Here is a 24,717-nt window from a genome sequence, read left to right as displayed (position 1 = left end):
CAGAATTTTTTGAAATAAAATTCTGAATATTTAAAGCAATGTTGTATTAAATAATGGTTCTAATTCAGAGAACTCAACCCATTCTCCCTCACCTTTTTTATTTTGTAGCCAATATGAAAATAATTCCATATCTGAGCAATGATCATCGGTAAAGATGATTGGGGAAAGTGGAGTTATGATTTCATCATAATAATTTTCAAACAGTCTTGTAAAATAACGAGGGCTTTTGAGTCTTTCGCCTTGTTCAAAAGGGAGTCGTGTTTTTTTAGCGACTCTTCCTCTTACGACAACAGCAATATCAAACTCTTTAAAGTCATTATTAGAAATTAAACAAATGCCTGACTTAGGTATATTTCCAATAAAATTTGATTGAAAGAAGTCTGAAACATGTGTGGCGTCTTTAATGAGTTTTAGATTGCGTAAATAATTTGAAAAGTTTTTAAAGGCTTGTATTTTTTTATTTTCTCTTTCAATTTTTTTGATTTCTAGATCAATATTTCCATTTAATAATGAGATAATAACTCGCAAATGAGCAAAGCGTTCTTGCATGGTGAAATTGTTAAATTCAAATGGAAAGAGATTATTGAGTTCTTGAACTTCTTGAAGTACTGCTTTAGGTTGAGCAAATGGCCCAAAGCAATAACCTATCCCTTCTTTTAAATGACCTATTCGAATGCAAGACTCATTTTCATGATTTCGTCTTCTTAATACTTTAAATTTATCAGTACGTGAGTTGCTTAAAATTTTTCTTGTTTTTGTAATTGGAATAATGGAGTCATCTTGTTCGCCAAATGTTGCATATAAATTATTATTTATTTTATTGTCTTCAAAATAATTTTCTTCCTCTTCAAAATCACCATTGTGAATTTCTTCATGTTGAGAAATAATAAAAGGAACTTTGTGAGGAAATTCTCGAGCATACTCAAGCATATCTTCTGGAATAAATATTTGTAAGAAATTTTCGCTTCTGCTTTGGCTTTTTCTGGGATCAATTGTTAAAGAAAGTCTTTTAAGTTCACGTTTTTCTTGAATAAGAGACTCTAATAAATTATTGGTGCGTTCAAATTTAAAACCTGATGCGTCAACAATAATTCGATTCATCTCTTTATCGAGACTAATTTCAGTCATTTGCTGTAGAGATTTTCTTATATTTGCGCTTGCTGTAATATATGAAATTTCATGATGGGAATTTAAAATATAAAGTAACCCTGGTGTAGTAGGAACAATTTCTACGATAGAAGGATTAATTCCGGGGCCAAGTTTACGAATAGTTTCGGCATCGGCCTGTATTTTTAAGATGTCTTCACAAGTCTTAAAACCATTTTTTTCACAAACTTCGAGTAATTTCCAGAAGACAGAAGCCGTCATTTCAGCGTCATCGAGAGCCTTGTGCGCATCTAAAACTGGAATTTCAAAATATTCAGCAACGCCAGATAAAGTCTTTGAAGGAGCCTCTGGTAGAATATTTGAAACAATAAGGTGGGTGCAAAAATAGAAATTTTTAAACTCTAAATTTTTTAATTCTTTCATGTGATAAATTAAATAAGCGATATCTCCTTGTGCACCATGTGCTACAATGACAGAGTCTCCAATAAAATTTATAAAATCGTCAAAAATATCTTCCAATGTGGGTGCATTTTTTATCATTTCATTATTAATATGAGTGATTTTTTGCACAATACTTGGAATGTGTCTTCTGGGATTTACTAAAGTTTCAAAACGTCCAACTTCTTTGCCTTGTTTATATTTAATTGCACCAATTTCAATAATTGAGCTGTTTTGTGGATTACCGCCCGTTGTTTCTAGATCGAAAAAAACAATATCAATTTGAGCCGGTAATTGACTGAGCCATTGCGGACGATTTGGGTTCGCAATGATTTCTGTGGGAAGGGTTTGCTCTTTCCTCAGGGTTTTAAATCCAGGCTTAAATGAGCGATTGTGCTTATTTTGAAACGTCATTTGATATCATTCCAAGCGAAGTAAAGAAAGGGGCTAACGGACGATAGTAAATGCCGTCATCCACGCCTCTTATCTCCCATAATATTACTTTGTCGTCAATAACGTATGTAGCTCGCTGACGTTTATGGTTTGATATTCGGTTGCAAGAAAACTCTGTTCGAATATTTTTTTTGCTTCACATAATATTTTTTCTTCAAGAAATATATCTGTGCTTGAAGGATCATGATGAAATATTATGTAACTTTTGACGTCTGCACTTTTAGCTAACGTAGCCCCTTCTTTTGCTGTGGAGTGCCCCCAGCCAATATGATTTTTGTAATTATTTTCAGAAAATGTAGAATCGTAAATAAAAATATCTGTTCCTTTAATAAATTTTTCCAATTCAATATCAAGATTTGAGCCATGTTCATGGTCTGTTGCATAGACGATGCTTGTTTTCTTATCCTCACTCCAAATTCTATAGGCAAGAGCTTCTTGAGGGTGATTTAAGGGTTGAATATCAATGCGAATACCTTCGATATCAATGTGATTTAAGCCATTGAGCTCGTGAAAAAATATATTGTTTAAGGATGGAAGTTGATAGAATTCGACTGGAAAGAATGGTGAAATAAAAAAGTGCTGAATAATTTCCTTCAGTGATTTTGATATCTTAGCCTGTCCATAAATATGAATTTTGCAATCTTTTCTAAAAAAAGGGATGAATTTTGTCAAACCTATGATATGGTCGTAATGCATATGGGAAAAAAATAGGTGGAAGACTCTATCTCCCCGTAAGAGTGCGTTTTCACAGCACTTTATAATCCCTGTACCCGCATCAAATATAATAGAATTATGTTTCGTAGGAGAAATGTTAAGGACTTCAATGCATGAAGTATTTCCTCCATATTTCAGCATATTTTGATCTGGGATAGGAATAGTTCCTCGGACACCCCAAAAGGTAACAAATTGCTCAGTACCTGGAAGAGAACTGTTAGTAGATAACACTGTTTTTTTTGGAGATTTGCTCTTTTGCGAGCGATGAGCCACAAATTCTCCTTCCGCAATCCTTTATTACATGCTACGGCCAAACTGTTTGAAGTTGATACCTCGGTTTTTCGTCCCTCTGTACAGATGTGTTATCCGCTTTATATATAAATACTCTTTTTATAAGACTGCCTGTTGCAAGGTAATTTGGTCAAGGAGTTGGTAAAAATGTTCATGCTACGTACGCCAAAATATTTATCTCAAGAAACTTATCAAGCAAGCTCCTATCATTTAGCGAGCGCTGCCGATGAAGGTTTGCGCAGTATTGCATGGAAGCCTGACTCAGAAAATCCATTAGCACCCGCATTATTGAATATAGATTGGCTCACAGCGCAGCCTATGTTGCCATTTCTCACCCATGTTGCTCCAGCTCATTTGCTTTATCGCAGTATTATGGCGCACGGAATGGAAGACTCTATTGAAGTGATTGAGTGGATTCGCGGCACGCAACTTCAAAAAGTTTTAGATTTTGATCTCTGGGAAAAATCCTATGAATTGCAATCAGAAGATATTTCTTATGAAAAATTTATGTCTTGGCTCAGATTGTGGTTACAAATAAGTTCTGAATTTGCCGTTGAGAGGTTTCTTGAACTTGAAGAAGAAACAATAGTTCTTATTTTCTCGAAAATATTTGAAATTATACCTGATGGTGTTTCACAAGTAACAGAAGAAGTAAGAGAAAATTGGTGGGTTACAGAAGATAAAAAGTTCTTTTTACGTTTGCGTGATGAGGATCCAGAAACATTTGAACAAATAAAACCATTTGTAGATTCTCTTTATAAACACAATGCGCGCTTAGCTGCGTCTGTATTTGCCCATTCTGCGATGCTTGTAAGGCAAGAATCATTGGAAGATGGTTTGCGTTGGAAAAATGGGCGCCTAGCCGATCAAGGATTTGTTGCAAAAGACGAGGCTTTAAAAGTTCTTGCACCTAAGAGCAAAAATGCTTTAAAACAAATTATCAATGAAGCTAGAAAACTTGAAGAAAAAAGAATTGAAGCATTAAATAAAATGAATAAAAACTCTGCGCCAGTTGTGCATGATCATAAATTTGATCCTGAAATTCATGAAGGAATTGCAGAGTTTTTATCTAAGTTAGACTGTGAAGAAGGTGTTCGTTATATGCAACTTGCTTTAGGGGATGTAACTTTAAAGCAAATCACTGGGTCTGAAAATATTTCACCAGAATATTTTTATGAAGATAAAGATTTTATCAATGAATCTACCGATAAAATTATTGAAAAATGTCAGAAATTGCTTATTAGATCTGAGTTTGTTTATTCACGTTCAGTTAATAAAATGAATTTATTAATTGAAAAAGCTTTTCATGAGATAACGAACAGTGATCATGTCAAAGGTATTTATCTTAAAGAAAGAGTTGCTCATATTTCTAATGTTTTATTGTCTGGAGTTATGAGTTCTATTAGCAATGATTCGTTGGTTCGTTCGCTTGCTATTGTCAAAGGTGTATTAAATATAGGTTTAGAATTATGTTTATTAACTCCTTCTGATTATAATATTAATTTAGATGAAGAAAAAAACGATTTAGAAAAAAGTGTCTATTGCCTTAATTTAGTTGGACCGGAGTTTCTTTTTCAGGTTGGTTGGAATGTGTTACTCAATATATCTAAAGAAACAGCGCAGGTTCTTTGTGAAATAGATTCGAGTGACTCAGGCTTGAAAAATAGTCTTAAAACAGTTCACCGTATTTCATTAAGTGATTCTTCAGTTTTAGAAGTCTCTCTTGTGAAATTAATTGAAAATCAAAAATATTCAGATGTAAATGTCTGGCTAAGCTCAATAGAAAGTGATTTATCATCTACAATATTCTTTGTAATTGAGTCTTTATTGAGCAGAATTCCTATGTGTCCTGAAATTCTTTCTTTTGATAAAATAAATGATACATTAAAATTTACTCAGTCTAGAAAGCCTTTTGAGACTTTAGATGATATTGAGAAGGTAAAATTATTTCTTAAGAATTTTTATAGAAATTTAAGCAAGGAGTAAGAAAATGAAAAAATTATCATTTTTACCTCAAAATAAAATTGAAAATATTTGGTCTCAAGAAGAATATTTGAATATTGTAAAAATTTTAAATAAAAAGCATGCAGCTTATTTAGAGAATGAAGAATTTGAAATTGAAGCTGGGTTTTCTAATGAACAGGTTCAAGTCAAAGTTTCTTTAAGAAAGAATGACAACAGTGTTTTATATCCTATTGAATGTCTTTATGTTAAAGAATTTGGAGATAAAATAAACTATAGTAATATTGCTATTAACATGATTGATTATCTTGATCTCTATTGGGCAGATTATTTTATCGAAGAACGTGATATTTTTGTTCCACTTGACTGGAGCAAACATGAATTTGAAGGCACTCATTTTTATTTAAGAGGATTTGTTCGTAATATTCAACTTGAGGAGCAAGCCGAAAGCTTTTTAGCTCAGCATGGGTTTGGGGACTACGATATACAATTTATTTCATCTGAGACTTAAGAGCATGAAAAAGAGAGTTTTAATTGCAATGTCTGGCGGTGTTGATAGCTCAGTTGCAGCAGCAATGCTTGTTGAGCAAGGATATGATGTTATAGGTGTGACTATGCAATTATGGGATTATACTCAGAACGAAAGCAGTTGTGATCCAAATAGTAAGTTTGATACCTGTTGCAGTCTAGATGACGTAGCTGATGCGCGGATGGTTGCACATAAATTGGGAATTCCATTTTACGTTTTTGATTATCAAGATGATTTTAAAGAAAATGTTGTCGACTATTTTACTGACGAATATTTAAAAGGCCGCACGCCAAATCCTTGTGTAGCTTGCAATACCTTTTTAAAATTTGATCATTTACTAGATAGAGCACAGCGACTTGGTTGTGATTATGTTGCCACAGGACACTATGCGCAAATTCAATATGATGAAGTGTATGGACAATATAAATTAGTCAAGGGGCTTGATCCAAAGAAAGATCAAAGTTATTTTTTATATTCCATGACTCAAGATCGACTTTCAAAAGTGCTTTTTCCTGTTGGTGATCTAACAAAAACAGAAGTACGAAATATTGCTGAGAAGTATGGTCTTGTAAATGCGGCTAAAAAAGAAAGCATGGAAATCTGCTTTATTCCTAATAATGATTATGCTAAATTTATTGCAGATAGAGCACGTGATGAAGATCTCATCAAAGGCGAAATTCGTCATGAAGATGGTCGTTTACTTGGAGTTCATGCAGGAATTCATCAATTTACTGTTGGACAGCGTAAAGGATTAAAAATTTCTTCTGAATATCCATTGTATGTGACTCGTATTGACTCTGAGACAGGAATCGTTTTTGCTGGTGAAGATAAATACCTTTATCGCTCAGGATTTTCATTTAAAAAATTTCATATGATTCGCAATTTTGGAAATAATATTAATTTTGAAGTGAAAATTCGTTACCGTTCACAACCTTGCCCAGCAATTTTAGAAAAAAATGACGAAATTGTTACTTTAAAATTTGTGAATCAACAAAAATCTGTGACACCCGGACAAATTGCGGTTTTATATGTTGGTGATGAAGTTGTTGGTGGCGGTTTTATTGATAAGGTCTTTGTCTAATGCTAGAAAAACGTCTTACCTTACTTAGGACGCACTTTAAAGAACTTAATTTTAATAAATTAAGTCGTGTATTTCCCCAGATCGAAGCAAATATTGATAAGCTTGGAGAAATTCAAGGGCATCGTTATCAGGATAAAAAATTGGCAGCAATTTCTCTTGTGCATCGTTCATCTCTGGTTTATTGGCCTACAGACAAGTCAGGAATTTTTTCCAACGAAAGACTTGAGTTTTTAGGGGATGCTTTTTTAAGTTTTTTTGTTGCATCTGAGGCAATGATAGAACACAGAACTCTTCAAGAAGGCGATTTGTCTCGTCTTAGAGCTGCACTCGTCGGTACAGAAAATCTCGCATTAAAAAGCCGTGATCTTGGAATTGGTGAATGTTTACTTGTTGGTAAAGCTGAAATGAATTCCAACCCTCAGCGTCGTGACAATGTGCTTGCAGATGCCTTTGAAGCCGTTACAGCAGCATTGCTATTAGACGCCGGAGAAGAAAAAGCGCGGGCATGGCTTTTAAAAATATTTTCAGAAGATCTCCTTGCAGGAAAAGATACTTTATTGAAGTTTGATGCAAAAAGTAAACTTCAGCAATGGACACAAGGAATTATTGGTGTTCCTCCCGTTTATAAAGCAATCGGAACCGAAGGAACTCCACAAGAAACCTTTTTCATTGTTGCTGCATTTATTGGTGAAACTGAAATTGGTAGAGCATCTGCAGCTAGTAAAAGAGAAGCCAGTAAAAAGGTCGCAGACAAGATTGTTGAAAAAATTGAGTGTGGTGAGTTAACAAAAGAAATGATTGTAAGTTTTTTTGGAAAAGAAAAATGAATAAAAAATGTGGTTATATAGCTCTTTTAGGTCGGCCTAATGCAGGTAAAAGTACCTTTCTAAATGCGTTTTTAGGTACTAAGCTTGCTGTTGTGAGCAATAAGCCTCAAACAACTCGAAATAAAATATTAGGTGTTTATACTGAAGGTGATAATCAAGCCTTGCTATTAGATACCCCTGGTATTCATAAATCTCATGGATTGCCAAAAATGAATCAAGTGATGAATAAAGTTGCTTGGAGCGTCCTTGGTGATGCGGATTTTGTCTGTTACCTAATTGATGTTACTCAAGGATGGAGTGAAGAAGACGCAAATTGGATAGAAGGTATATTAAAAAAGTACAATAAAAAGGCCCTGCTTCTTGCAACTAAGACAGATAAGGTTAAAATGGAAGAAGTAGAACAAGGTATGATCAACATTGCAGAAGGATTTCAAGCGTTATCTGAAAAAATCGCTTCTAATGATGAAATTAAGTGTCAATTTATTGGAGATATTCCTCAAGCAATTTCCTCTAAAAGACCCGAAGAAATTGCAAAATTGAGACATTTTATCTTAGATCAACTGCCTCAAGCAGATTGGTTATATGCGGAAGATGATCTCACCGATAGACCGCAGAAATTTGTATGTGCAGAGATTATAAGAGAGCAAATTTTTCGTCAATTAGGTCAAGAGCTTCCTTATAAAATCGCAGTTATTATTGAGCTATTTGAGCATAAAAAAAATGTTACAGATATTTCAGCCACAATAGTTGTCGATAGGGATTCTCATAAGGGCATTGTTATAGGTAAAAACGGTTCCCGTATTAAAAGCCTTGGAACCGATGCGAGAATTTCGCTTGAGCGTCATCTTGAAAGAAAGGTTTTCTTGGAACTCTTTGTTAAAGTTAAACTAGGATGGACCGAAAATTCAAATATGTTATTGGAATTTGCAAGTTTGCAAGAGCCAGATGATGTAAAATAGTTCCTTTTCAAAATAATTCAAAATTTGACTAGGGCAATAATTTCCTAATGTAATGTTTTTTTGCAGCTTGAACTCTATTTTTATTTATGAGAGTCTTTAAGAAGTGAGAAAAATCTCTCCTTCTATAATTTCAAGTTTCCTTCTAACAGCGTAGGAATTTTTCATTGAGTTTAAACCTGAACTTATTAAATTTTTAAATATTGTTCATTATTGTTGTTATCTCTTTATTGGAGCTTGCACGTGATTTATTTTCACACCCGTCCACAAATTAATTTATCATTGTTTGAAGAATCTTCGAGTGAATCTCCTTCTGTACCCGTAAAACGAGGAAGAGGTCGTCCGCCAAAGTTGAAGGCTGTTACCTCTGATCTAGTTGAAAAAAAATCAAATATAGAGGATGTAATGTCTACTTCAATGCAAAAGAAAATTGATATTCAAGACGATCAAATTGAAGACGCTGAAAATATTGTTTCTTTAAATTCCGATCTTGATTCTAATAATTTAGAAGAAATTTCTTCAAATCAATGGGATTTAGAACAAATAAATTCATTTGATGGCGAAGATGATATGCAAGCGTTTGATGATAATTTGGAACAACAGTTTGAAGAAGATTTTTCTGAAGAAGATGCTGCTCAGCAAATGTCTGAAGCTCGAGATTTTTCTCAAAATCATGTTTCTTTAAGTTTTTCTTGGTCCCTAATGAATCAATTACGTCAAATGTCTAAAATGGAAGGTATAGCTGTTGAGGATTTACTCGTAGAATTAGTTGCTGAAGGTGTTGCTAAACGCGTTTTTGAAGATCAAAATCGTCCTATGCCAAGTCATTTAATGACGAGAACGGGATATGTTCATTCAGATGGCAATCAAGTTGCTCCACAACCGCATTTAAGTCATCATGCGATGAATAATAATAATCGTCAGCAGCCCAATAATTTACAAAATCGTAATAGATTTAATTTCCAACAAAGAAATATGCAGCATCAGCAACAGAATCGCAATCCAAATAATAACAGAAATTATCAACAGAATAATAACAATCGTCAGCAGCAAAATGGACAAAATGGTTTTAGAAACCAATATAATAATAATTCACAATCCCGTTTTAATGCTCGTCCAAATAATAATAATAACTCTCAAAGATTTTATGAAGATTCCTCAAATACACAACAAGGTAACACATATAATAGAACTCAGCGCGATCATAATAAACGTTAAGCATAACTTATGCATAAACTGATTGCTATTACAGGTGGAATAGGCTCTGGAAAATCAACTCTCGCAAAAAGTCTTGCACAGAGGGGTTATTGCGTTTGGGATGCTGATATTTTTTCAAGAGACGTTTTATTTTTTCCTCAAATTCAAGCACGAATTAAATCTGTATTTGGGGATTCCGTTTTTTTAGAAAATGGAATTCTTGATAGAGAATTTATTAGAAATCAAATTTTTTCCTCACCAAAATTAAAGGAATCTCTTGAAGGAATTTTGCATCCAGCTATTGCAGAGCTTTTAAAATCTAAAGTGAATGCAATGAAAGAATGTGCTCCATCTGCATGGGTTTTTTATGAAGCTTCTTTAATTTTGGAACTTGGAAGAAAATCTTCTTTTGATGCTTGTATTGTTGTTATTGCGGAAGAAAAAATAAAATTAAATCGATTGAGTTTGAATCGGAAGTTGTCCGAAGCTGATGCTCTCAAAATTATGAATACTCAAATGCCAGATGCAGAAAAAGTGAAATTTGCCGATTTTGTCGTTGATAACTCCTTAACCCAAGATAAACTTGAAAAAGCAATCGATCAACTTATTAATTTCCTAAGAGCAAAAATTTCTTAATTGATATTTTGACATTTCATATTTCATAAATCCTTATAAAATAAAAGTAACTCATATTATTTTATTTTGTAAATTGGAGAATTAACAAGATGTTTGAAGTGTCTTGTGCCTCTTGCCAGTCTTCCTTTGAATTCAATCCTGATGATTATATACATCTGTGTCCATTCTGCTCATCTGGATTTGTTATTGATCCTGAAGAAGGAGCCAAAGATTTAATTGGGGATCACTATATCGTTTCTTCAAATATTCAGAAAAGTAACATTGAAGAAATATTTAACGAGTGGATAACAAAAAGATACCATCGACCAGAGAGAGTTAAGAGTGAATTTTCAATTTTAGGTTCTTATGGTGTTATGCTTCCATTTTGGGTAATTTCTGCTGAAGCTCATACATTTTGGAGTGGACACAGTGCAAAACAGACTCGTTACGCCGGTCAAGCCCGAGATATGGCATCAGGTTTTATGAAAGAAGAGGGGCGTTTTAGTAGGAGATATCGATGGAGTATATTAGCAAGGAGATCTCCAAAAGAACATTGGGGTTTGGAGAGATTACATAACCCTAAGGAAAAATTAATGGTCGATTGGGATGGTTTTCCACTAGATGAATCGCTTGGTGTGCCAGATGAAGGTATGGCTTCTCTATACGATTCTAAACAACCATTTAAATATGAACTGGCAAACGAAATTGCAATTATGGGAATTCAAACAAAAGAGTTATCGGCAGTCACGCGTGCAAAAGATCAAATTAATGAATATCATAGAAGGATTTCTAAAACAAAAATTGGAACTCTATATGAGCACCGCACTGAAATTGAAGTGATTGGCCTACATATAGTCCATATTCCATTTTGGATTATACGTTATTCTTTCACCCCTAAGAGCGTTTTTAAATATTTTACAACTGCAAGAGAGAGGCGTCTTCTTGTACAGGGATATACTAAAGCAGTTTTAGATGCCGAATTGCCATTGAATTCTTCGGATAAAGTAATGACAAATATGCTTGTCTGTGGAACCCTTGCATTTATAAGTTTGACGCTCTCTGTATTTTTGCATGCTATATTTTATATTTTATTTATTATGTTCATACTTGTTGTTATTTTATCTGCATGGAAAATAATAAATCGTGATAAGATTGATCAAGAAATGGTCAAAGGCAAAGAAAATTTAGAACCACTTCGCTAAATAAAAAAAATCTAAATGAAAATTAAATTCTGTGACAAAGTTATTTTATTTGGGTGGAGCAGCTATTAATATTCTTGAAAGATATATGCTCTTAAAAGAGATAGTGCAGATAAACATAAGGAGCGTAAGCGCTAAGAGAAGATATAGTGAGAATTCAATTCCAGAATAATTTATTAAATATCCTGCCATAATTCCTCCTAATGTCGTGCATACCTATTTCAAAATACCACTTAGCGCAGAAACACGAGCGATATAATCATTTGGTATCTCAGTAATTGAATAAATATTATAACATACATTCCAAATTCCACCAAGTATTTCTTTCATCATAAAAAAAGAAAAATAACCAATAGGTGCGGGGAAAATTATAAAACCAGCAAATACAATTATTCTTAAAATATTAGCACTTAAGACTAAACTTCTAAGATTAAAGTGAAGTGATAGAAAACCAGCTATCATGCCTCCAATTATACCACCAACTCCCAGACCAGAAATAATATATCCAGTTATATCATATCCAATATTCATAGACTTCAATGAAAATATAATAGTGAGATATAAAATTGGATACAAAAAAATATTGATAGACGTTAATAAGAGCATTATTGTAAATAATTTATTACTTTTTATCCAAGAGAAAGCATCATTTATACTTTCAAAAAAGTTATTATATTTTTTATTTTGGTCATTTTCGACTGATATATTACTTCTTTTTACATGTTGAATAAATAAAATTCTATTTATTATCTGAAAAAATGAATTTTAAATTCTTTTAATTTTGTTGCTAGCATTATCCATAATTAATCTGTTATTATTGTCCTCAATATGATCTTCTTACCTTCGTAAGATATGGTAATCCAACTTTTACGGGAAACATACTAAGAATCAAGATTTCTTCAGTATTTGAGAACACATCATAATAAAATTATTATAAGATATTATATATTTCCTAATTAAATTTGTGTTAGTTAAAAAGATTTTTTTGGTTAAGTAGTGAGTATATTTGAATTAAAAGAAGGAAGAAAATAAATTCTTATGAAATTTGAAGCAACTGTTTGAAGAATTAAAAGAAAGTTTGAGAATATTCCTTAATTTTCATCAGAGTTTCTCATAATAAAATCATATAAATTATATTTAACTCCAAAAAGTTCAAGGAATATTGTATCCCATTCTGCGGAGTTCTTAAGCTGAGAGGTAAGTTCTTGAATGAAATCTCTCAATTCAAGATTATTTTTTTCTATCCACCATGCAAGAGCTCTATTTTTATAAGGTGTTACTTGACCAATAAAATATATTTTTCCTTTAGTAATTAAATTTAAAACTAGCATGGTTTCTGCTAAAGTGCATTCTCTTTTATTTGTTTGTAACATGCCATTGACAAGGCCCAAGCGTGAATTTACATACATGATTCTATTTTGTGGAATTTTTAATCTTTCCAAAGAATTATCAAGTTTAGTATGCTTAATTGCAATAAAGTTAACAGTTTTATCATACATGACTTTCATAATAAGTGCGATTGATTTTAAGTTTGAATCAGTATTATCTGGCTTAAAGTTACAAACTAATGAAAGATTTGATTTGAATATTGAAACAGGAGTTGCTTTGTTAACTCTCCAATCACTCATACTCATAAACTCAAAATAAGCATCAGCTGACTTAAATAAATTTGGGCTATAGGTATCTTCTTTGATAATTACACCATTTTTATTTGTCCAAAACTCAGAAAATTTGTTTGCATAAATGTATTTAATTGATATTTTTTTATTGAATTTTCTCAGAGTATAATTTTCAAAAAATTTATTAATTAATTTGTTTTTTTCTATGCTCTTTGATGTATCAAATTCGTCTTTTTCTGGATTTAATACTGCAGCATAGAATACCCCTGAACTAATAATATCTTTTAAATTTCGAGCAGATGCTGATAGACTTAAAAAGAAGCAAGATACTAAGATAATTTTTTTCATAGAGGAGTGTTACCAACTGAGTGTCAATTTTATTTATGCAGAATAATATACAATAATTTAATCTGCTAACATTTAATGATGTCTAATTAAATCAATGAATGAATGGTAAATCAATATAGGTGTAGAAATGGATGTCAAAAAGTCATTAGTCATATTCATTTTAGCAGGTGGATTTTGGTTTTTAGTTTTTATTTTTGCAATCAAAAATGAGGATTCAAAATTATTAAATCCTCAAGATAAATTTGGAATTGGAAAAGAAAAGTATGGTTCAAAAAATAATTCATATACAAAAGAGCAAAAAGAATTTATTGAAATATTCCAATCTTCTTTTGAAGATAGATGATTTTCTAAGAAATTTTATTTTTTAAATGTTCAGATATAAGCTTATCATATAAAATATTTGATTCTTCATCAGAAAGAGCTGTCTTTTGTGCCGTCATAAATATGATGGCACTTGTTATTAAAATAACAATAAAATCCATTTGCATACTTATTATTCCAACTCCTCCTCCGAAAGTGCCTAAATATGAAGTTAGCGTTGATAGCGCAAGATATAGGACAATCCATGAAAAAGACTTAATATGAAGCTTTTCTTTTTTTAAACCATTTGAAAAGAAATAGGATCCTAAAAAGATGAGTACGCCTAATGCTACTGCAAACTGTAGCTTCCACACTGTACTCCATCCTGTCCATTGAAGGAGAAGATTACAAATATAGAAAGCAACAAATGAAATAAAATTTGCATATGGAAGATTAAAAGGACGAGGTATGTTTGGAAATTTTTTTCTAAATATTGGCAGACAAATTGGGCCACATGCTAAAGATACGACGATTGCTGCGGATAAAAAAGCAACCATTGACTGCCAACCTGAAAAAGGTAAAAAGAAAAGCATACCAAGAACAAAATTTGCAAGAATAGCAAGCCAAGGGATTGAATATCTATTAACTTTTGCTAAAGCTTTAGGAGCATCATTTTGTAAGCTCATAGAGTATAAAATTCGTGATGATGAAGCAACAAAACCTACTGCTGTTCCTAAAGGAGATAAAACTGCATCAAAGTAGAGAACTTTTACCATAAATGCCAATCCTAATCCAACAAAAATTCCTGCAAATGGACCTGCATCGCCCGTGAAATTAATTTGTTGCCAACCATTTTCAATAGATTTTGGATCAAGAGATAAAATAAAACCTAATTGCAATACAGCATATAAAATCATACAAGCTAAAATAGAGCCAAATAGGGCAAAAGGAATTGATTTTTGCGGATTTTTTGCTTCTCCCGCAAGAAAAATTGCTGTTTGAAAACCAAAAAAAGAGAAACTTACACCACCAATTGCAATTCCTGAAAGTATTCCATTGAAACCAAATGGTGCAAAGCCTTGGGAAGTTAAGTTTTCAGGATGAATTTTTGTTGTTAGAAGCAGATATGCAACCGCAACCGGGATAATAAGTTTCCATATAACTACCATTTTATTAGTTTCAGCCATAATTTTCACACCAATAACATTGATGATAGACAATAATGCCATAAGAACTGTGGCTAATAATAAACCTTTTGTGGTGAGTTCTTCTGCATTATTGACTCTTTCAGTGACATTTGGAATGTAATTTGATGCATATTGCATAACTGCTTGAACTTCAATTGGCACTACGACCATTGTCCAAAGCCAGGTGATCCAACCAAATATTGCTCCTGCCATTTTTCCGTGGCTCATAAGTGAATATGCAATTGAACCACCACTTAGGGGGAGCATAGTTGAAAGCTCAGCAAATGTGAGGGCAATAATGGCAACAAAAAGACCCCCCAACACCCAAGCAATGATTGCAGCTGGTCCAGCTAATTGTGCTGTATAGAATGATCCAAAGAGCCATCCCGATCCGACAATTGAGCCAATCGATAAAAAAAGAAGACTGGTTTTTGATATATTTCTTTTAAGTTGCATATTATCTCTTACCTGTTGAATAGTTTTATCATGGTTCAGTCATGTGAGTCGACTAGAACAAGAGTTGTTATCGTATGCTATAAAATTATTGGCCTGTCATCCAGTTTGTTGTTTTTTTTTGAAACCCTTGTTACCAAAGGTATTTTTAATGTTAAAGTCAAAGAGTGCGAAAATTACAGAATTATATGTTGGAGAAAGATTAGATATTGCTGCAGCTGCTTTGTTTAAGGAATTAAGTAGAAAAAAAATTAAATCAATTATAGATGCTGGTGGTGCATATATAAATAAAAAAAGAATTTTAATTGCGAAAACTCAACTAAAAATTGGGGATAAAATTGAAATTTTTTGGGAAGAACATAAAATAAATAATTCAGATCTTCAAATTCAAGACTTTAAAATTAATAATACAATTGGAACAATAATTTCAAAAGATACACTTATTTTTGAAAATAGTAATTTTTTTATTATTAATAAACCTGCAGGAATTGCCTCACAATCGACACTGTCGTCAAGTAAAGATACTATTTTTTATGCTTTGAATGCTTTTGATTCAAATAAATATAATGTTGATAAAATGTTTCTTGTACATCGGCTTGATAAAGACACATCAGGTTTAATGGTTATTGCTAAAAATAAAGATACACAAAATAAATTCGAACAACTTTTCAAAGATAAAAATGTTGAAAAGACATATCAAGCATTGACATTTTTTGCTCCTGCTAAATCAGAGGGTAAAATAAGTTTTCCAATAGCGAAAGATAATTCAAGAAAAAATTGTTACTTTGCTGTAATTAATCCAAATTCGAGAGTAAAAGATGTTAAACAAGCGGAAACATTTTATAATGTAGAAAAAGTGTTTGGAAAAAATGAAGTTTCATTAATTAATTGTAAACCAAAAACAGGAAGAACTCATCAAATTCGAGTTCATCTGGCGGCCGTTGGTTGTCCACTTCTTGGTGACAAAACGTATTCGCAAAATATTCATGGACATCGATTTTTACAAATTGCATTGAGGCATATGCTGCATGCAAGTCATCTCCTTTTTGAAATGGATGGAGAAAAATTTGATTTTAATGTTTCTTTGCCAGAGGATTTTCGACGTATAATAAAAATTGTGGAAGGCAAACAATAATTTTTATATCTGGTAAAAATTTCATTGAAACTTGAAAATATGATTAGATAGACTTATCAGAAATAAGACTTGTTTCTTTGATTTTGAAAGTGCAAGCGATCAAACCTATATCTTATTAAAAGAAGAGGAGGATATTCTTCATGGCTTATAAACTCATTACGGTTCCACAAGGTGGAGCAGCAATAAAAGTTGATTCAAGCGGAAAATTACAAGTTCCAGAAAATCCAATTATACCTTTTATTGAAGGGGATGGCACAGGTCCAGATATCTGGAAAGCTTCACAACTCGTTTTTGATGCTGCAGTTTTAAAAGCATATGGTGGTAAGAAAAAAATTCATTGGATGGAAGTTCCGGCAGGCGAAAAATCTTTTAATGGCAATGGAAATTGGCTTCCAGATGAAACAATTGATGCAATTAAAGAATATCGTGTTGCAATTAAAGGTCCTTTAACCACTCCAGTTGGAGGGGGGATTAGAAGTCTTAACGTTGCACTTCGCCAAATTCTTGATCTTTATCAATGTATTCGTCCAGTACGTTGGTATACAAATGTTCCTTCCCCTGTGCGTGAGCCACAAAAAGTGAATATGTGTATTTTTCGTGAAAATACAGAAGATATTTATGCTGGTATTGAATTCAAAGCAGGAACGGATGAGCAGAAAAAACTTCGTGATTTTTTAGTCAATACTCTTGGCAAAAAAGTTCGTGAAGACTCTGGTCTTGGCATTAAGCCAATAAGTGAGTTTGGATCAAAAAGACTTGTTCGTGCTGCAATAAATTATGCAATAAAAAATAAATGTAAGAGCGTTACTTTAGTGCATAAAGGTAACATCATGAAATTTACTGAAGGCGCATTTCGTGACTGGGGATATGAAGTTGCTAAAACAGAATTTCGCGATCAATGTGTGACTTGGGAAGAATGTGGTGGAAAAGCTCCAGCTGGAAAAATAATTGTCAAAGATGCTATTGCCGATAATATGTTCCAGCAAGCATTATTGCGTCCTGATGAGTACGAAGTTCTTGCTTGTACAAACTTAAATGGGGACTATCTCTCTGATGCTCTAGCAGCGCAAGTGGGTGGTCTTGGAATTGCACCAGGTGCAAATATTGGTGATGGCTATGCATTGTTTGAAGCAACTCATGGAACTGCTCCAAAATATGCTGGACAAGATAAAGTGAACCCAGGCTCCGTTATTTTGAGTGGAAATATGATGTTTGAATATCTAGGCTGGACCGAAGTTGTTCAGATGATAGAAAAAGCATTTGAAAAAACTTTGGAACAAAAAATTGTAACTTATGATTTTGCACGTCAACTTGAAGGTGCAAAAGAAGTAAAATGTTCTGATTTTGCTAAGGCAATTATTGCGAATTTGTGATTGAATGCAATATAAGAATGATTCAAAATTCTTAATTCAAGCTAAATCACTTTACAGCAAATACTCATTTCTTTTACCTTGGGTGAGTTTGCTTTGGGGTGTGATTTCGAGTTTTCTTTTGACTCGAGATTACACCAAAACAATTCGTCTTTCAGTTTTTACTTTTGCCTTTCTTTTTTTTATCGTAACTATGTCTACATGGTATAGTTTTATAAAAAATAGCACTCATGAGAAAATTAATAATTTAAAAAAAATACAAAAAAGTCTTCATAAGAGAAAAGATCTTTTAGAATTTCTTGGCTCAACGGCAACTCAATATTTTGTTCAGTATATTTTTATGTTTTGTATTCCATTTATGTATTTCAAACAGGAATGGATATGGTTTATATTTTTAATTGTTTTTGCACTCTTTACAATTTGGGATCCACTTTGGACAAAGCTGTTTCGTTATTCATTTTTTCGTCTTTTACTTAGACTTTTGGCATTTTGTATGGCCTTCTCATTTTCATATGCAGTTCTTTTTCCAAAAAATTTAGATACTTTTTATATTTGGCTTGCTGTTGTAAGTTTTGTGATTGTGTTTCCTTGGAGTGGAACTTTTATTCAAAAAAAATTAAAAAGAAGTGAAATATTATCTACTTTTTTTATATCAATATTAATGATAGCACATCTTTTTTTACCAAATGATTTAAAGTTCCCGTTGCTCTCGATTTGGATGGAAAATGCGCATTTTTCATTTGAAAAACCTCGAACAGCAAGGTTTCAAATAATGAGTGAAGATCAAGTTAATAGAAATTTTTTATTAAATAAATTAAATTCAGATATTTATTTATGCTCTATTTCTCCAATAATTGCACCTATAGGTATTTCATATGAAATTGTCCATGAATGGTATGTTGATGATCAATTTGTTGATAAAATTTCATTGCCAACAATAGTCGGGCTAAAAAATAATGATAGATATAAGACTTTTTCGTGCAAAAAATTCTTTCCAAATATAAAAGAAGCAAAAAAAATTACTTGTAAAACATTTTTAAAAAATGGAATTTACGTTGGGCAAGCAAGTCTTTTCATTAAATCAGATTGAGCCTCTTCTATAGCTAATATATCTTTTTCAGTTAAAATATAATCAATACTGCTTAAAAGTTCATGATAAAGTGAAAAATCATTTAATTCTTGAGCATATTCTTCACTAAGTTCATCTGCTGTGAGTTTTTTAATTGTAAGAAAAGAATTCAATCCATTTTGTGTACAAAATGAAGCTAATAAGAGAGGTAGATGTCCAATTGAGCTTCTGCCAAAGAGATTTCTTTCAAATTCTCTTATTTTGTCTTGCGCAACTGACCCATTTGAAGCAATGCTTTCAATACTTCTATGTTCAAGCTTTAATTCGCAAAGCTTGGGAGAATCAATGCTATTATAAAAATCACAAATTAAAGGTCGAAAATCAAAGATTCCACAGGATCCAGAATGAATTGAGGAATCTTTTTTTAAAAGAAACGGGCAAGGAATATTTTCTTTTAAAAATAATTTCTGATCAGAATTAGTAATAGGAAGTTTACCATTTTTTTTTGTAAATTTAAAATATTCATCTTTATATTTAAAAAGCATTTCAGCCAAACTGTTTAGATCATAGCCTGTTGCTAGTAATTTATTGAGTAAAACAAAAGCTTCTCCAGCTGTTACGGGAATTATTGGGAAATGACAACAAGCACCGCAACCTTTTTGACATGTTATTTTTTCATTAGAAAAATCTATTTGAAACTCTTTTAGGGATATTTTACTAGCTTCATCATATTCTGTATATATATTATCTATAAAAGGTATTAATTGCGTGATTGCTGTCTTATAGTCCATGTCACTCTCTCATCTAAGGGTGAAACAAAAAAACAGTTAATAACTTGGTTTTATAGATTTTCCAAGTTGGATTTATGAAATAAATAAATATTATTAATAATACAGTATATTTATGATTATTGGAATTCGGAAGATTGTTAAGGAGAAAAAAATTGCCTATGAACCTTCATACAAGATTTTATAAATTAATCTTATGGGTTTTATTTTCTATATTTATAGCAGTTTCAGGGAGTTTTTTAGAGAATAGTATTGTAAATCAAGGGGCTATTTTTAGTAATAAATTTTTTGGTAATTCAGTCTATCTATTTTTCTCTGCAGTTATATTAAATGTTATACTTTTACTTCTCTTTGTTTTTTTGACTTTTAGAAGTGGTGTAAAGTTAATTGTCGATAATTCTCGAGGAGTATTTGGAAGTAAATTAAATACAAAATTAGTGACTGCTTTTCTATTTTTTTCGCTATTACCAACTGTCGTTTTATTATATATGTCAACAAAGTTTGTTAATACTAACTTTGAAAAATGGTTACCAGATAATCTTGTTGAGACGACTGAAGAAACACTTAATAGCGAAGCGGCATATCAAGCAAAAATATATTCGCTTTTAATAAATCAATTTCCAAATAAAGATAATATAGATATATTTGACTTTGTTGTTGATAAAAAAAAGAATAAAATGATTTATATTTCTAAAAAAATAAATGAGAGTGAGATCAAGCGAACTCTCTTAAGTTATAAAGCTAGCCATAAAATAAAGCCTGTATGGCATGAGTTTGGTAATGAAAGAAAAATTTTAATTATTGAAAATAATTTTTTAATTTACGGGATTATATCGCCAAAAATACTTCAACCTAAGTGGTTACAATTAAAAAATGAATATCCTGGTTTAACAAATGCTGCAAAAATGATTCGCCTTTCATATTATGTAATGCTTGGTGTTATTACGCTTCTCATTATATTTTCTGCAACTTGGTTAGGCTTTACACTTGCACGAGAAATCACTGTGCCTTTACAAATTTTAGCAAATGCAACAGAAAGTGTTTCACATGGTAACTATTCAGTTAAAATAGATGATATCGTTTCTGATGATGAGATGGGAAAACTTGCACTTAGCTTTAGATCGATGGTAAGTGACTTGAAAAGAGAAAAGGAAAGGGTTGATTTATTTTCTGATGAACTTAAAAGAAAAGCCGAAGAGCTTTCAATTAAATCAGAATATAATGAAGTTTTATTAAAGAATGTAAATGCTGGAGTTATTGTATTGAGTGCAGAGCTCTTTATTGAATCGTGGAACCAAAGAGCAGAGAACTTATTTAACAATAAAGAAAAGGATGTGCTTGGCACTCATATTTCAAAGGTTTTTGCAGATAATGATTTTCAAAAAATTATTTTACATGCACTTGAAGATGCATCTTTGTCTGTTTTAAAAAGAGTTGAAATGGAATGGAGTGGATTTTTATATGAAAAAGAATTTCAATTACAGATATCTGTGAGTTTAATCTGCTCGCCAAGAGGAAAAGTTGGGAAAATTATTTTTGTAAATGATATTTCTGACTTCGCAAAGGCACAGAGATTAGCCGCTTGGAAAGATGTTGCAAGTCGAATCGCTCACGAGATTAAAAATCCATTAACGCCAATAAAACTTGGAGCACAAAGGCTTGAAAAAAAATTTACTAATAATTTTATAGGCAATGATAAACAAGTTTTTAAAGAATCAATTCAGATTATTTTGCAAAGTACAGATAGCATTAAAATTTTGGTTGATGAATTTATAAAATACGCAAGAATGCCGCATTCAAAATTAAATTTTGGAAATATTGTTGAGGCTATTTATATGTCTATGCGTGGATTTATTGGAAATCCAGAAAATATATTCCTTATTCTTGAAGTTTTTATAAATGATAAATTTTATCGATACCAAAATGAAGAAAAATTTGATTACTTACCACAAATAAAATGTTATTTTGATAGAAATCAAATAACCCGACTTTTTATTAATTTGATAGCTAATGCTGTCACTGTGTCTACAGAAAAAAACACGCCAGTCACTGTTTCAATTTATAATAAAACAAATGATAATATTCTGAAAATAATGGTAAAAGATTTTGGAACAGGTCTGTCGACAGAGGTGAAGTCGAGAATTTTCGAGCCGTATTTTAGTACTAAAAAAACAGGAATGGGATTAGGCCTTGCGATTGTTAAACAAATTGTTGATGAACATTTTGGTCAGATTTCAGTTGAAGAAAATCATCCAAATGGAACAATTTTTACTGTTACATTGCCTATTGAAATTAATATTGAAAAAGAGGAAAAAATAAATTGATTATGTGTGAAAGCTTTGGAAAAATTCTTGTCATAGATGATGAAAAAGATATTTGTTCGACCTTATCTGGTATTTTATGTGATGAAGGATATAAAGTTTTAACTGCAAATAATGCAGAAATAGGTTTGAAAATAGCAAAAAAAGAATTACCTGATGTTTGTTTTTTAGATGTTTGGTTACCTGATATTGAAGGGACCGAAGTTCTTGAAAAGTTAAAATTAGCAAATCCAGATTTATTAATAATTATGATGAGCGGACATGCAAATATTGAAACTGCAGTTAAATGCACTCGTCTAGGTGCAATGGATTTTATTGAAAAACCATTGAGTTTAGATAAGGTTTTATTATGTGTTCAGAACTTATTGCGTATTAAAAATCTGCAATTTGAAAATCAAAATTTAAAAAATCGTGTTGAAAAAAAATATACACTTTTAGGAGAGTCAAAGGAATTAAATGATATTATTTTAACAGTTAATATGGTTGCTAAAAAGAGTACAACAATTTTAATTACAGGTGAGAATGGAACTGGTAAGGAAAATGTAGCACGCTTAATTCATGAAAAATCAAATAGAAATAATAAGCCATTTATTGCAATTAATTGTGCTGCAATTCCTGAAGATTTAATTGAAAGTGAATTATTTGGACACGAGAAAGGTGCTTTTACTGGTGCAATAGCTATAAAACGCGGTAAATTTGAACTTGCCCATAATGGCACCCTATTTCTTGATGAAATTGGAGATATGAGTTTAAAAACACAAAGTAAGCTTTTAAGAGCCTTACAAGAGCACAAAATTGAGAGACTTGGCTCTGATGAGACTATATCTGTTGATGCAAGAATAATAGCTGCAACAAATAAGAATATTGAAGAGGAAATAAAAAAAGGAAACTTTAGAGAAGATCTTTATTATAGGATAAATGTTATTCCTATACATTTGCCACCTTTAAGGAGTCGTAAAGAGGATATCGAATTAATTTCATCCCATTATTTATCGCTTTATTCTGTTGAAAACAGCATAAAAAATAAAATACTTTCACCTCAATCTATTCAAGTTCTAAAATCATACTCTTGGCCAGGTAATGTTCGTGAGTTGAAAAATATAATGGAAAGATTGTCAATAATGGTTAAAGACGATACCATTGAACCGATTCATTTACCTTTCCCAATTCATTCTCAAAGAGCTGAAAAGTCTGAAGAAGAGTACTTTTTATTTTCTTCTTCAGACTTTCGAGAAGCGAGATCGCGTTTTGAAAAAATATTTATTCAAAAAAAGCTTGAAAGTTTTGAAGGAAATGTGTCAAAAACAGCGGAGTCTATGGGTATGGAGAGAAGTCATCTGTATCGTAAAATGAAGCAACTTGGATTAATAAATGAATCTGAAAAATTGGTAGATGAGGATAAGACTGAATGAAATCATTTATTAAAATATTTTTATTATTATTTATTTCATTTGCATTAGTCTATTTTATGCATTCGAAAAATATTCTTAATTTCCAAACATTTTCATATGCTTTTGAAAATAATAAGAAATATTTGGTATTAATTGCGTTTTTACAAATTTTGAACTGCTTGTTTATGACCTTTCGTTATCACAGTTTACTAAAATTATTTGGCATTAAAGCCAATCTACAAAACGTAACCGCTGCAACTTATGTAAGCAATGGAATTGGACTTTGGATGCCTGGCTCAATGGCTATTATTGAGTTTATTAGAATAAGTCTTATGTTAGGTGCAAATCATAAGTTGAATGGCTCTTATACACCTAAAATTAATAAATTAAATAATAATCTTGAAGAGTTAGCGACTAAATCTAAATTAGCTGCAGCTTCATTATTTGATAGATTAATTGGACTTTTTGTGATGCTATTTTTTGGATGCTTAATGACATTTTTTGTGTATATGAAATCTTTTAATATAAATAATTCTAAATCAGATTCAAATTTATTAATTCTATTTTTGATTTCATTTTTCTTAATGATTTTGATTATCATAGTGCCCTATTTGGCTAAATCACTTTTATTTAGAAGAATTTTAGCGCGTATTGAGCGACTCTTTTTAACTGTCTTTAGAAATAGAGTTATTAATCTTTTCTTAAAAAAGATTTTTGCTGAATTAAATTCAGTATTAGATGTAATATCATTGGGAATAAGAAGTATTAAATCATTTTGGATGCCGGTTATTTATAGTATAGTTTGTCTTGTTTTAGCAGTTTTTGGTACATATTTTTCAGGAATTGCAATTTCAAGTAATATCCCATTAGAAGCTATTTTTGCGACTGTTTCTTTACTGTCCATCGCATCTTTAATACCAATGGGTTTTGGAGGGGTTGGAGGTATGCAGCTCACTGCAGTGCTGCTTTTCTCTATATTTAATATTTCCCCGCAAATAGCTAGCTCTGCTCAGCTTTTACAAACAACTGTCAATCTTTTGGCTATTACAGGAGTGGGACTGCTCTTTGCTCGATTGAGTGCAGGGCAAATACGTGCAATTTTAGATGCTAGAAAAAAGGAATCTGTTACGTCTTAAAAAATTATAAATATAAGTGTGATTTTTATTTAATAGACAGACACACTTATCATAAAGATGTGATATACTACTCCTATGACCTTCGTTGTGCTTTGTAAAGCCTCAAAATGTCAGCATATTTAAAAAAAGTGCTTAAATATTAAGGAAAAGTAAGGTAGAACGATAGATCATTGATTTATTTGATAAAATGTTTAAAATAAATGTTTTATAAATTAAAAGAAAGGAGGTGGT

Annotated in this window: 21 protein-coding genes; 15 read left to right on the top strand and 6 right to left on the bottom strand. The window is 31.6% G+C overall.

Features of this window, described 5'->3' with window-relative positions; all coding sequences use genetic code 11:
* Nucleotides 1–30: 30 nt before the first annotated feature.
* Together GCL57_RS07715 and GCL57_RS07710 are read right to left on the bottom strand one after the other, a co-directional pair.
* Complete coding sequence (locus tag GCL57_RS07715) at nucleotides 31–1,959, bottom strand: exonuclease domain-containing protein (protein WP_152212779.1); 1,929 nt, start codon at nucleotides 1,957–1,959, stop codon at nucleotides 31–33.
* Between the two features lie 84 nt (nucleotides 1,960–2,043).
* Nucleotides 2,044–2,985 (bottom strand): MBL fold metallo-hydrolase, encoded by a 942-nt coding sequence (locus GCL57_RS07710; RefSeq protein WP_152212778.1) that lies wholly within the window; start codon nucleotides 2,983–2,985, stop codon nucleotides 2,044–2,046.
* Nucleotides 2,986–3,150: 165 nt separating this feature from the next.
* Between GCL57_RS07710 and GCL57_RS07705 the strand changes: the two genes are divergently transcribed.
* From GCL57_RS07705 to GCL57_RS07670, 8 genes are all read left to right on the top strand, one after another.
* On the top strand, nucleotides 3,151–4,989 hold the full coding sequence (locus GCL57_RS07705) for a DUF6178 family protein (protein ID WP_152212777.1): 1,839 nt from the start codon (nucleotides 3,151–3,153) through the stop codon (nucleotides 4,987–4,989).
* Between the two features lie 4 nt (nucleotides 4,990–4,993).
* A complete protein-coding gene (locus tag GCL57_RS07700; protein ID WP_152212776.1) occupies nucleotides 4,994–5,476 on the top strand; it encodes a hypothetical protein in 483 nt (160 codons plus the stop codon).
* 4 nt (nucleotides 5,477–5,480) lie between these two features.
* Nucleotides 5,481–6,575, top strand: coding sequence for a tRNA 2-thiouridine(34) synthase MnmA (gene mnmA, locus GCL57_RS07695; protein WP_211363242.1), 1,095 nt, complete (start codon nucleotides 5,481–5,483; stop codon nucleotides 6,573–6,575).
* On the top strand, nucleotides 6,575–7,402 hold the full coding sequence (locus tag GCL57_RS07690; protein WP_152212775.1) for a ribonuclease III family protein: 828 nt from the start codon (nucleotides 6,575–6,577) through the stop codon (nucleotides 7,400–7,402). Before mnmA ends, GCL57_RS07690 begins: the two co-directional genes overlap by 1 nt.
* Nucleotides 7,399–8,361, top strand: a complete 963-nt coding sequence (gene era / locus GCL57_RS07685) for a GTPase Era (protein ID WP_152212774.1) — start codon at nucleotides 7,399–7,401, stop codon at nucleotides 8,359–8,361. The genes GCL57_RS07690 and era overlap by 4 nt, the downstream gene beginning before the upstream one ends.
* 240 nt (nucleotides 8,362–8,601) lie before the next feature.
* Complete coding sequence (locus tag GCL57_RS07680; protein WP_152212773.1) at nucleotides 8,602–9,576, top strand: hypothetical protein; 975 nt, start codon at nucleotides 8,602–8,604, stop codon at nucleotides 9,574–9,576.
* Between the two features lie 9 nt (nucleotides 9,577–9,585).
* Complete coding sequence (coaE, locus tag GCL57_RS07675; RefSeq protein WP_152212772.1) at nucleotides 9,586–10,191, top strand: dephospho-CoA kinase; 606 nt, start codon at nucleotides 9,586–9,588, stop codon at nucleotides 10,189–10,191.
* Nucleotides 10,192–10,280: 89 nt separating this feature from the next.
* Nucleotides 10,281–11,372: a hypothetical protein gene (locus tag GCL57_RS07670; protein ID WP_152212771.1), complete on the top strand. Its 1,092-nt coding sequence runs from the start codon at nucleotides 10,281–10,283 to the stop codon at nucleotides 11,370–11,372.
* A gap of 213 nt (nucleotides 11,373–11,585) precedes the next feature.
* On the opposite strand, the gene GCL57_RS15120 is transcribed toward GCL57_RS07670, so the two are convergent.
* Nucleotides 11,586–12,074 (bottom strand): hypothetical protein, encoded by a 489-nt coding sequence (locus GCL57_RS15120; protein WP_343034443.1) that lies wholly within the window; start codon nucleotides 12,072–12,074, stop codon nucleotides 11,586–11,588.
* A 386-nt stretch (nucleotides 12,075–12,460) separates the two neighbouring features.
* Nucleotides 12,461–13,336 (bottom strand): hypothetical protein, encoded by an 876-nt coding sequence (locus GCL57_RS07660; protein ID WP_152212769.1) that lies wholly within the window; start codon nucleotides 13,334–13,336, stop codon nucleotides 12,461–12,463.
* A 127-nt stretch (nucleotides 13,337–13,463) separates the two neighbouring features.
* On the opposite strand from GCL57_RS07660, the gene GCL57_RS07655 reads away from it, so the two are divergent.
* A complete protein-coding gene (locus GCL57_RS07655; RefSeq protein ID WP_152212768.1) occupies nucleotides 13,464–13,679 on the top strand; it encodes a hypothetical protein in 216 nt (71 codons plus the stop codon).
* 4 nt (nucleotides 13,680–13,683) lie between these two features.
* Here the strand turns inward: GCL57_RS07655 and GCL57_RS07650 are convergent, their stop codons facing one another.
* On the bottom strand, nucleotides 13,684–15,279 hold the full coding sequence (locus GCL57_RS07650) for an APC family permease (protein ID WP_152212767.1): 1,596 nt from the start codon (nucleotides 15,277–15,279) through the stop codon (nucleotides 13,684–13,686).
* 148 nt (nucleotides 15,280–15,427) lie between these two features.
* Here GCL57_RS07650 and GCL57_RS07645 point away from each other — a divergent pair, with 148 nt between their 5' ends.
* The 3 genes from GCL57_RS07645 to GCL57_RS07635 all read left to right on the top strand — a co-directional run bounded on the left by GCL57_RS07645 (nucleotide 15,428) and on the right by GCL57_RS07635 (nucleotide 18,871).
* A complete protein-coding gene (locus tag GCL57_RS07645) occupies nucleotides 15,428–16,411 on the top strand; it encodes an RluA family pseudouridine synthase (RefSeq protein ID WP_152212766.1) in 984 nt (327 codons plus the stop codon).
* A 140-nt stretch (nucleotides 16,412–16,551) separates the two neighbouring features.
* Complete coding sequence (icd, locus tag GCL57_RS07640) at nucleotides 16,552–17,784, top strand: isocitrate dehydrogenase (NADP(+)) (RefSeq protein WP_152212765.1); 1,233 nt, start codon at nucleotides 16,552–16,554, stop codon at nucleotides 17,782–17,784.
* 4 nt (nucleotides 17,785–17,788) lie between these two features.
* The gene (locus GCL57_RS07635) at nucleotides 17,789–18,871 is read left to right on the top strand and encodes a DUF2914 domain-containing protein (RefSeq protein WP_152212764.1); all 1,083 of its coding nucleotides are present in this window, start codon (nucleotides 17,789–17,791) and stop codon (nucleotides 18,869–18,871) included.
* On the opposite strand, the gene GCL57_RS07630 is transcribed toward GCL57_RS07635, so the two are convergent.
* A complete protein-coding gene (locus GCL57_RS07630) occupies nucleotides 18,832–19,641 on the bottom strand; it encodes a YkgJ family cysteine cluster protein (RefSeq protein WP_152212763.1) in 810 nt (269 codons plus the stop codon). The genes GCL57_RS07635 and GCL57_RS07630 overlap by 40 nt on opposite strands.
* Before the next feature lie 158 nt (nucleotides 19,642–19,799).
* Here GCL57_RS07630 and GCL57_RS07625 point away from each other — a divergent pair, with 158 nt between their 5' ends.
* From GCL57_RS07625 to GCL57_RS07615, 3 genes are read left to right on the top strand one after another with little or no spacing between them, the layout of a single operon-like run.
* On the top strand, nucleotides 19,800–21,962 hold the full coding sequence (locus GCL57_RS07625; protein WP_152212762.1) for a sensor histidine kinase: 2,163 nt from the start codon (nucleotides 19,800–19,802) through the stop codon (nucleotides 21,960–21,962).
* Between the two features lie 2 nt (nucleotides 21,963–21,964).
* A complete protein-coding gene (locus GCL57_RS07620; protein ID WP_152212761.1) occupies nucleotides 21,965–23,371 on the top strand; it encodes a sigma-54-dependent transcriptional regulator in 1,407 nt (468 codons plus the stop codon).
* Complete coding sequence (locus GCL57_RS07615; RefSeq protein ID WP_152212760.1) at nucleotides 23,368–24,486, top strand: lysylphosphatidylglycerol synthase domain-containing protein; 1,119 nt, start codon at nucleotides 23,368–23,370, stop codon at nucleotides 24,484–24,486. Before GCL57_RS07620 ends, GCL57_RS07615 begins: the two co-directional genes overlap by 4 nt.
* Nucleotides 24,487–24,717: the final 231 nt, after the last annotated feature.

The sequence above is a fragment of the Fluviispira multicolorata genome, assembly GCF_009208585.1.
GTDB classification, from domain to species: domain Bacteria; phylum Bdellovibrionota_B; class Oligoflexia; order Silvanigrellales; family Silvanigrellaceae; genus Silvanigrella; species Silvanigrella multicolorata.
Note: the sequence above shows the minus strand (reverse complement) of the source record. Positions and strands in the feature narration are given on the sequence as shown.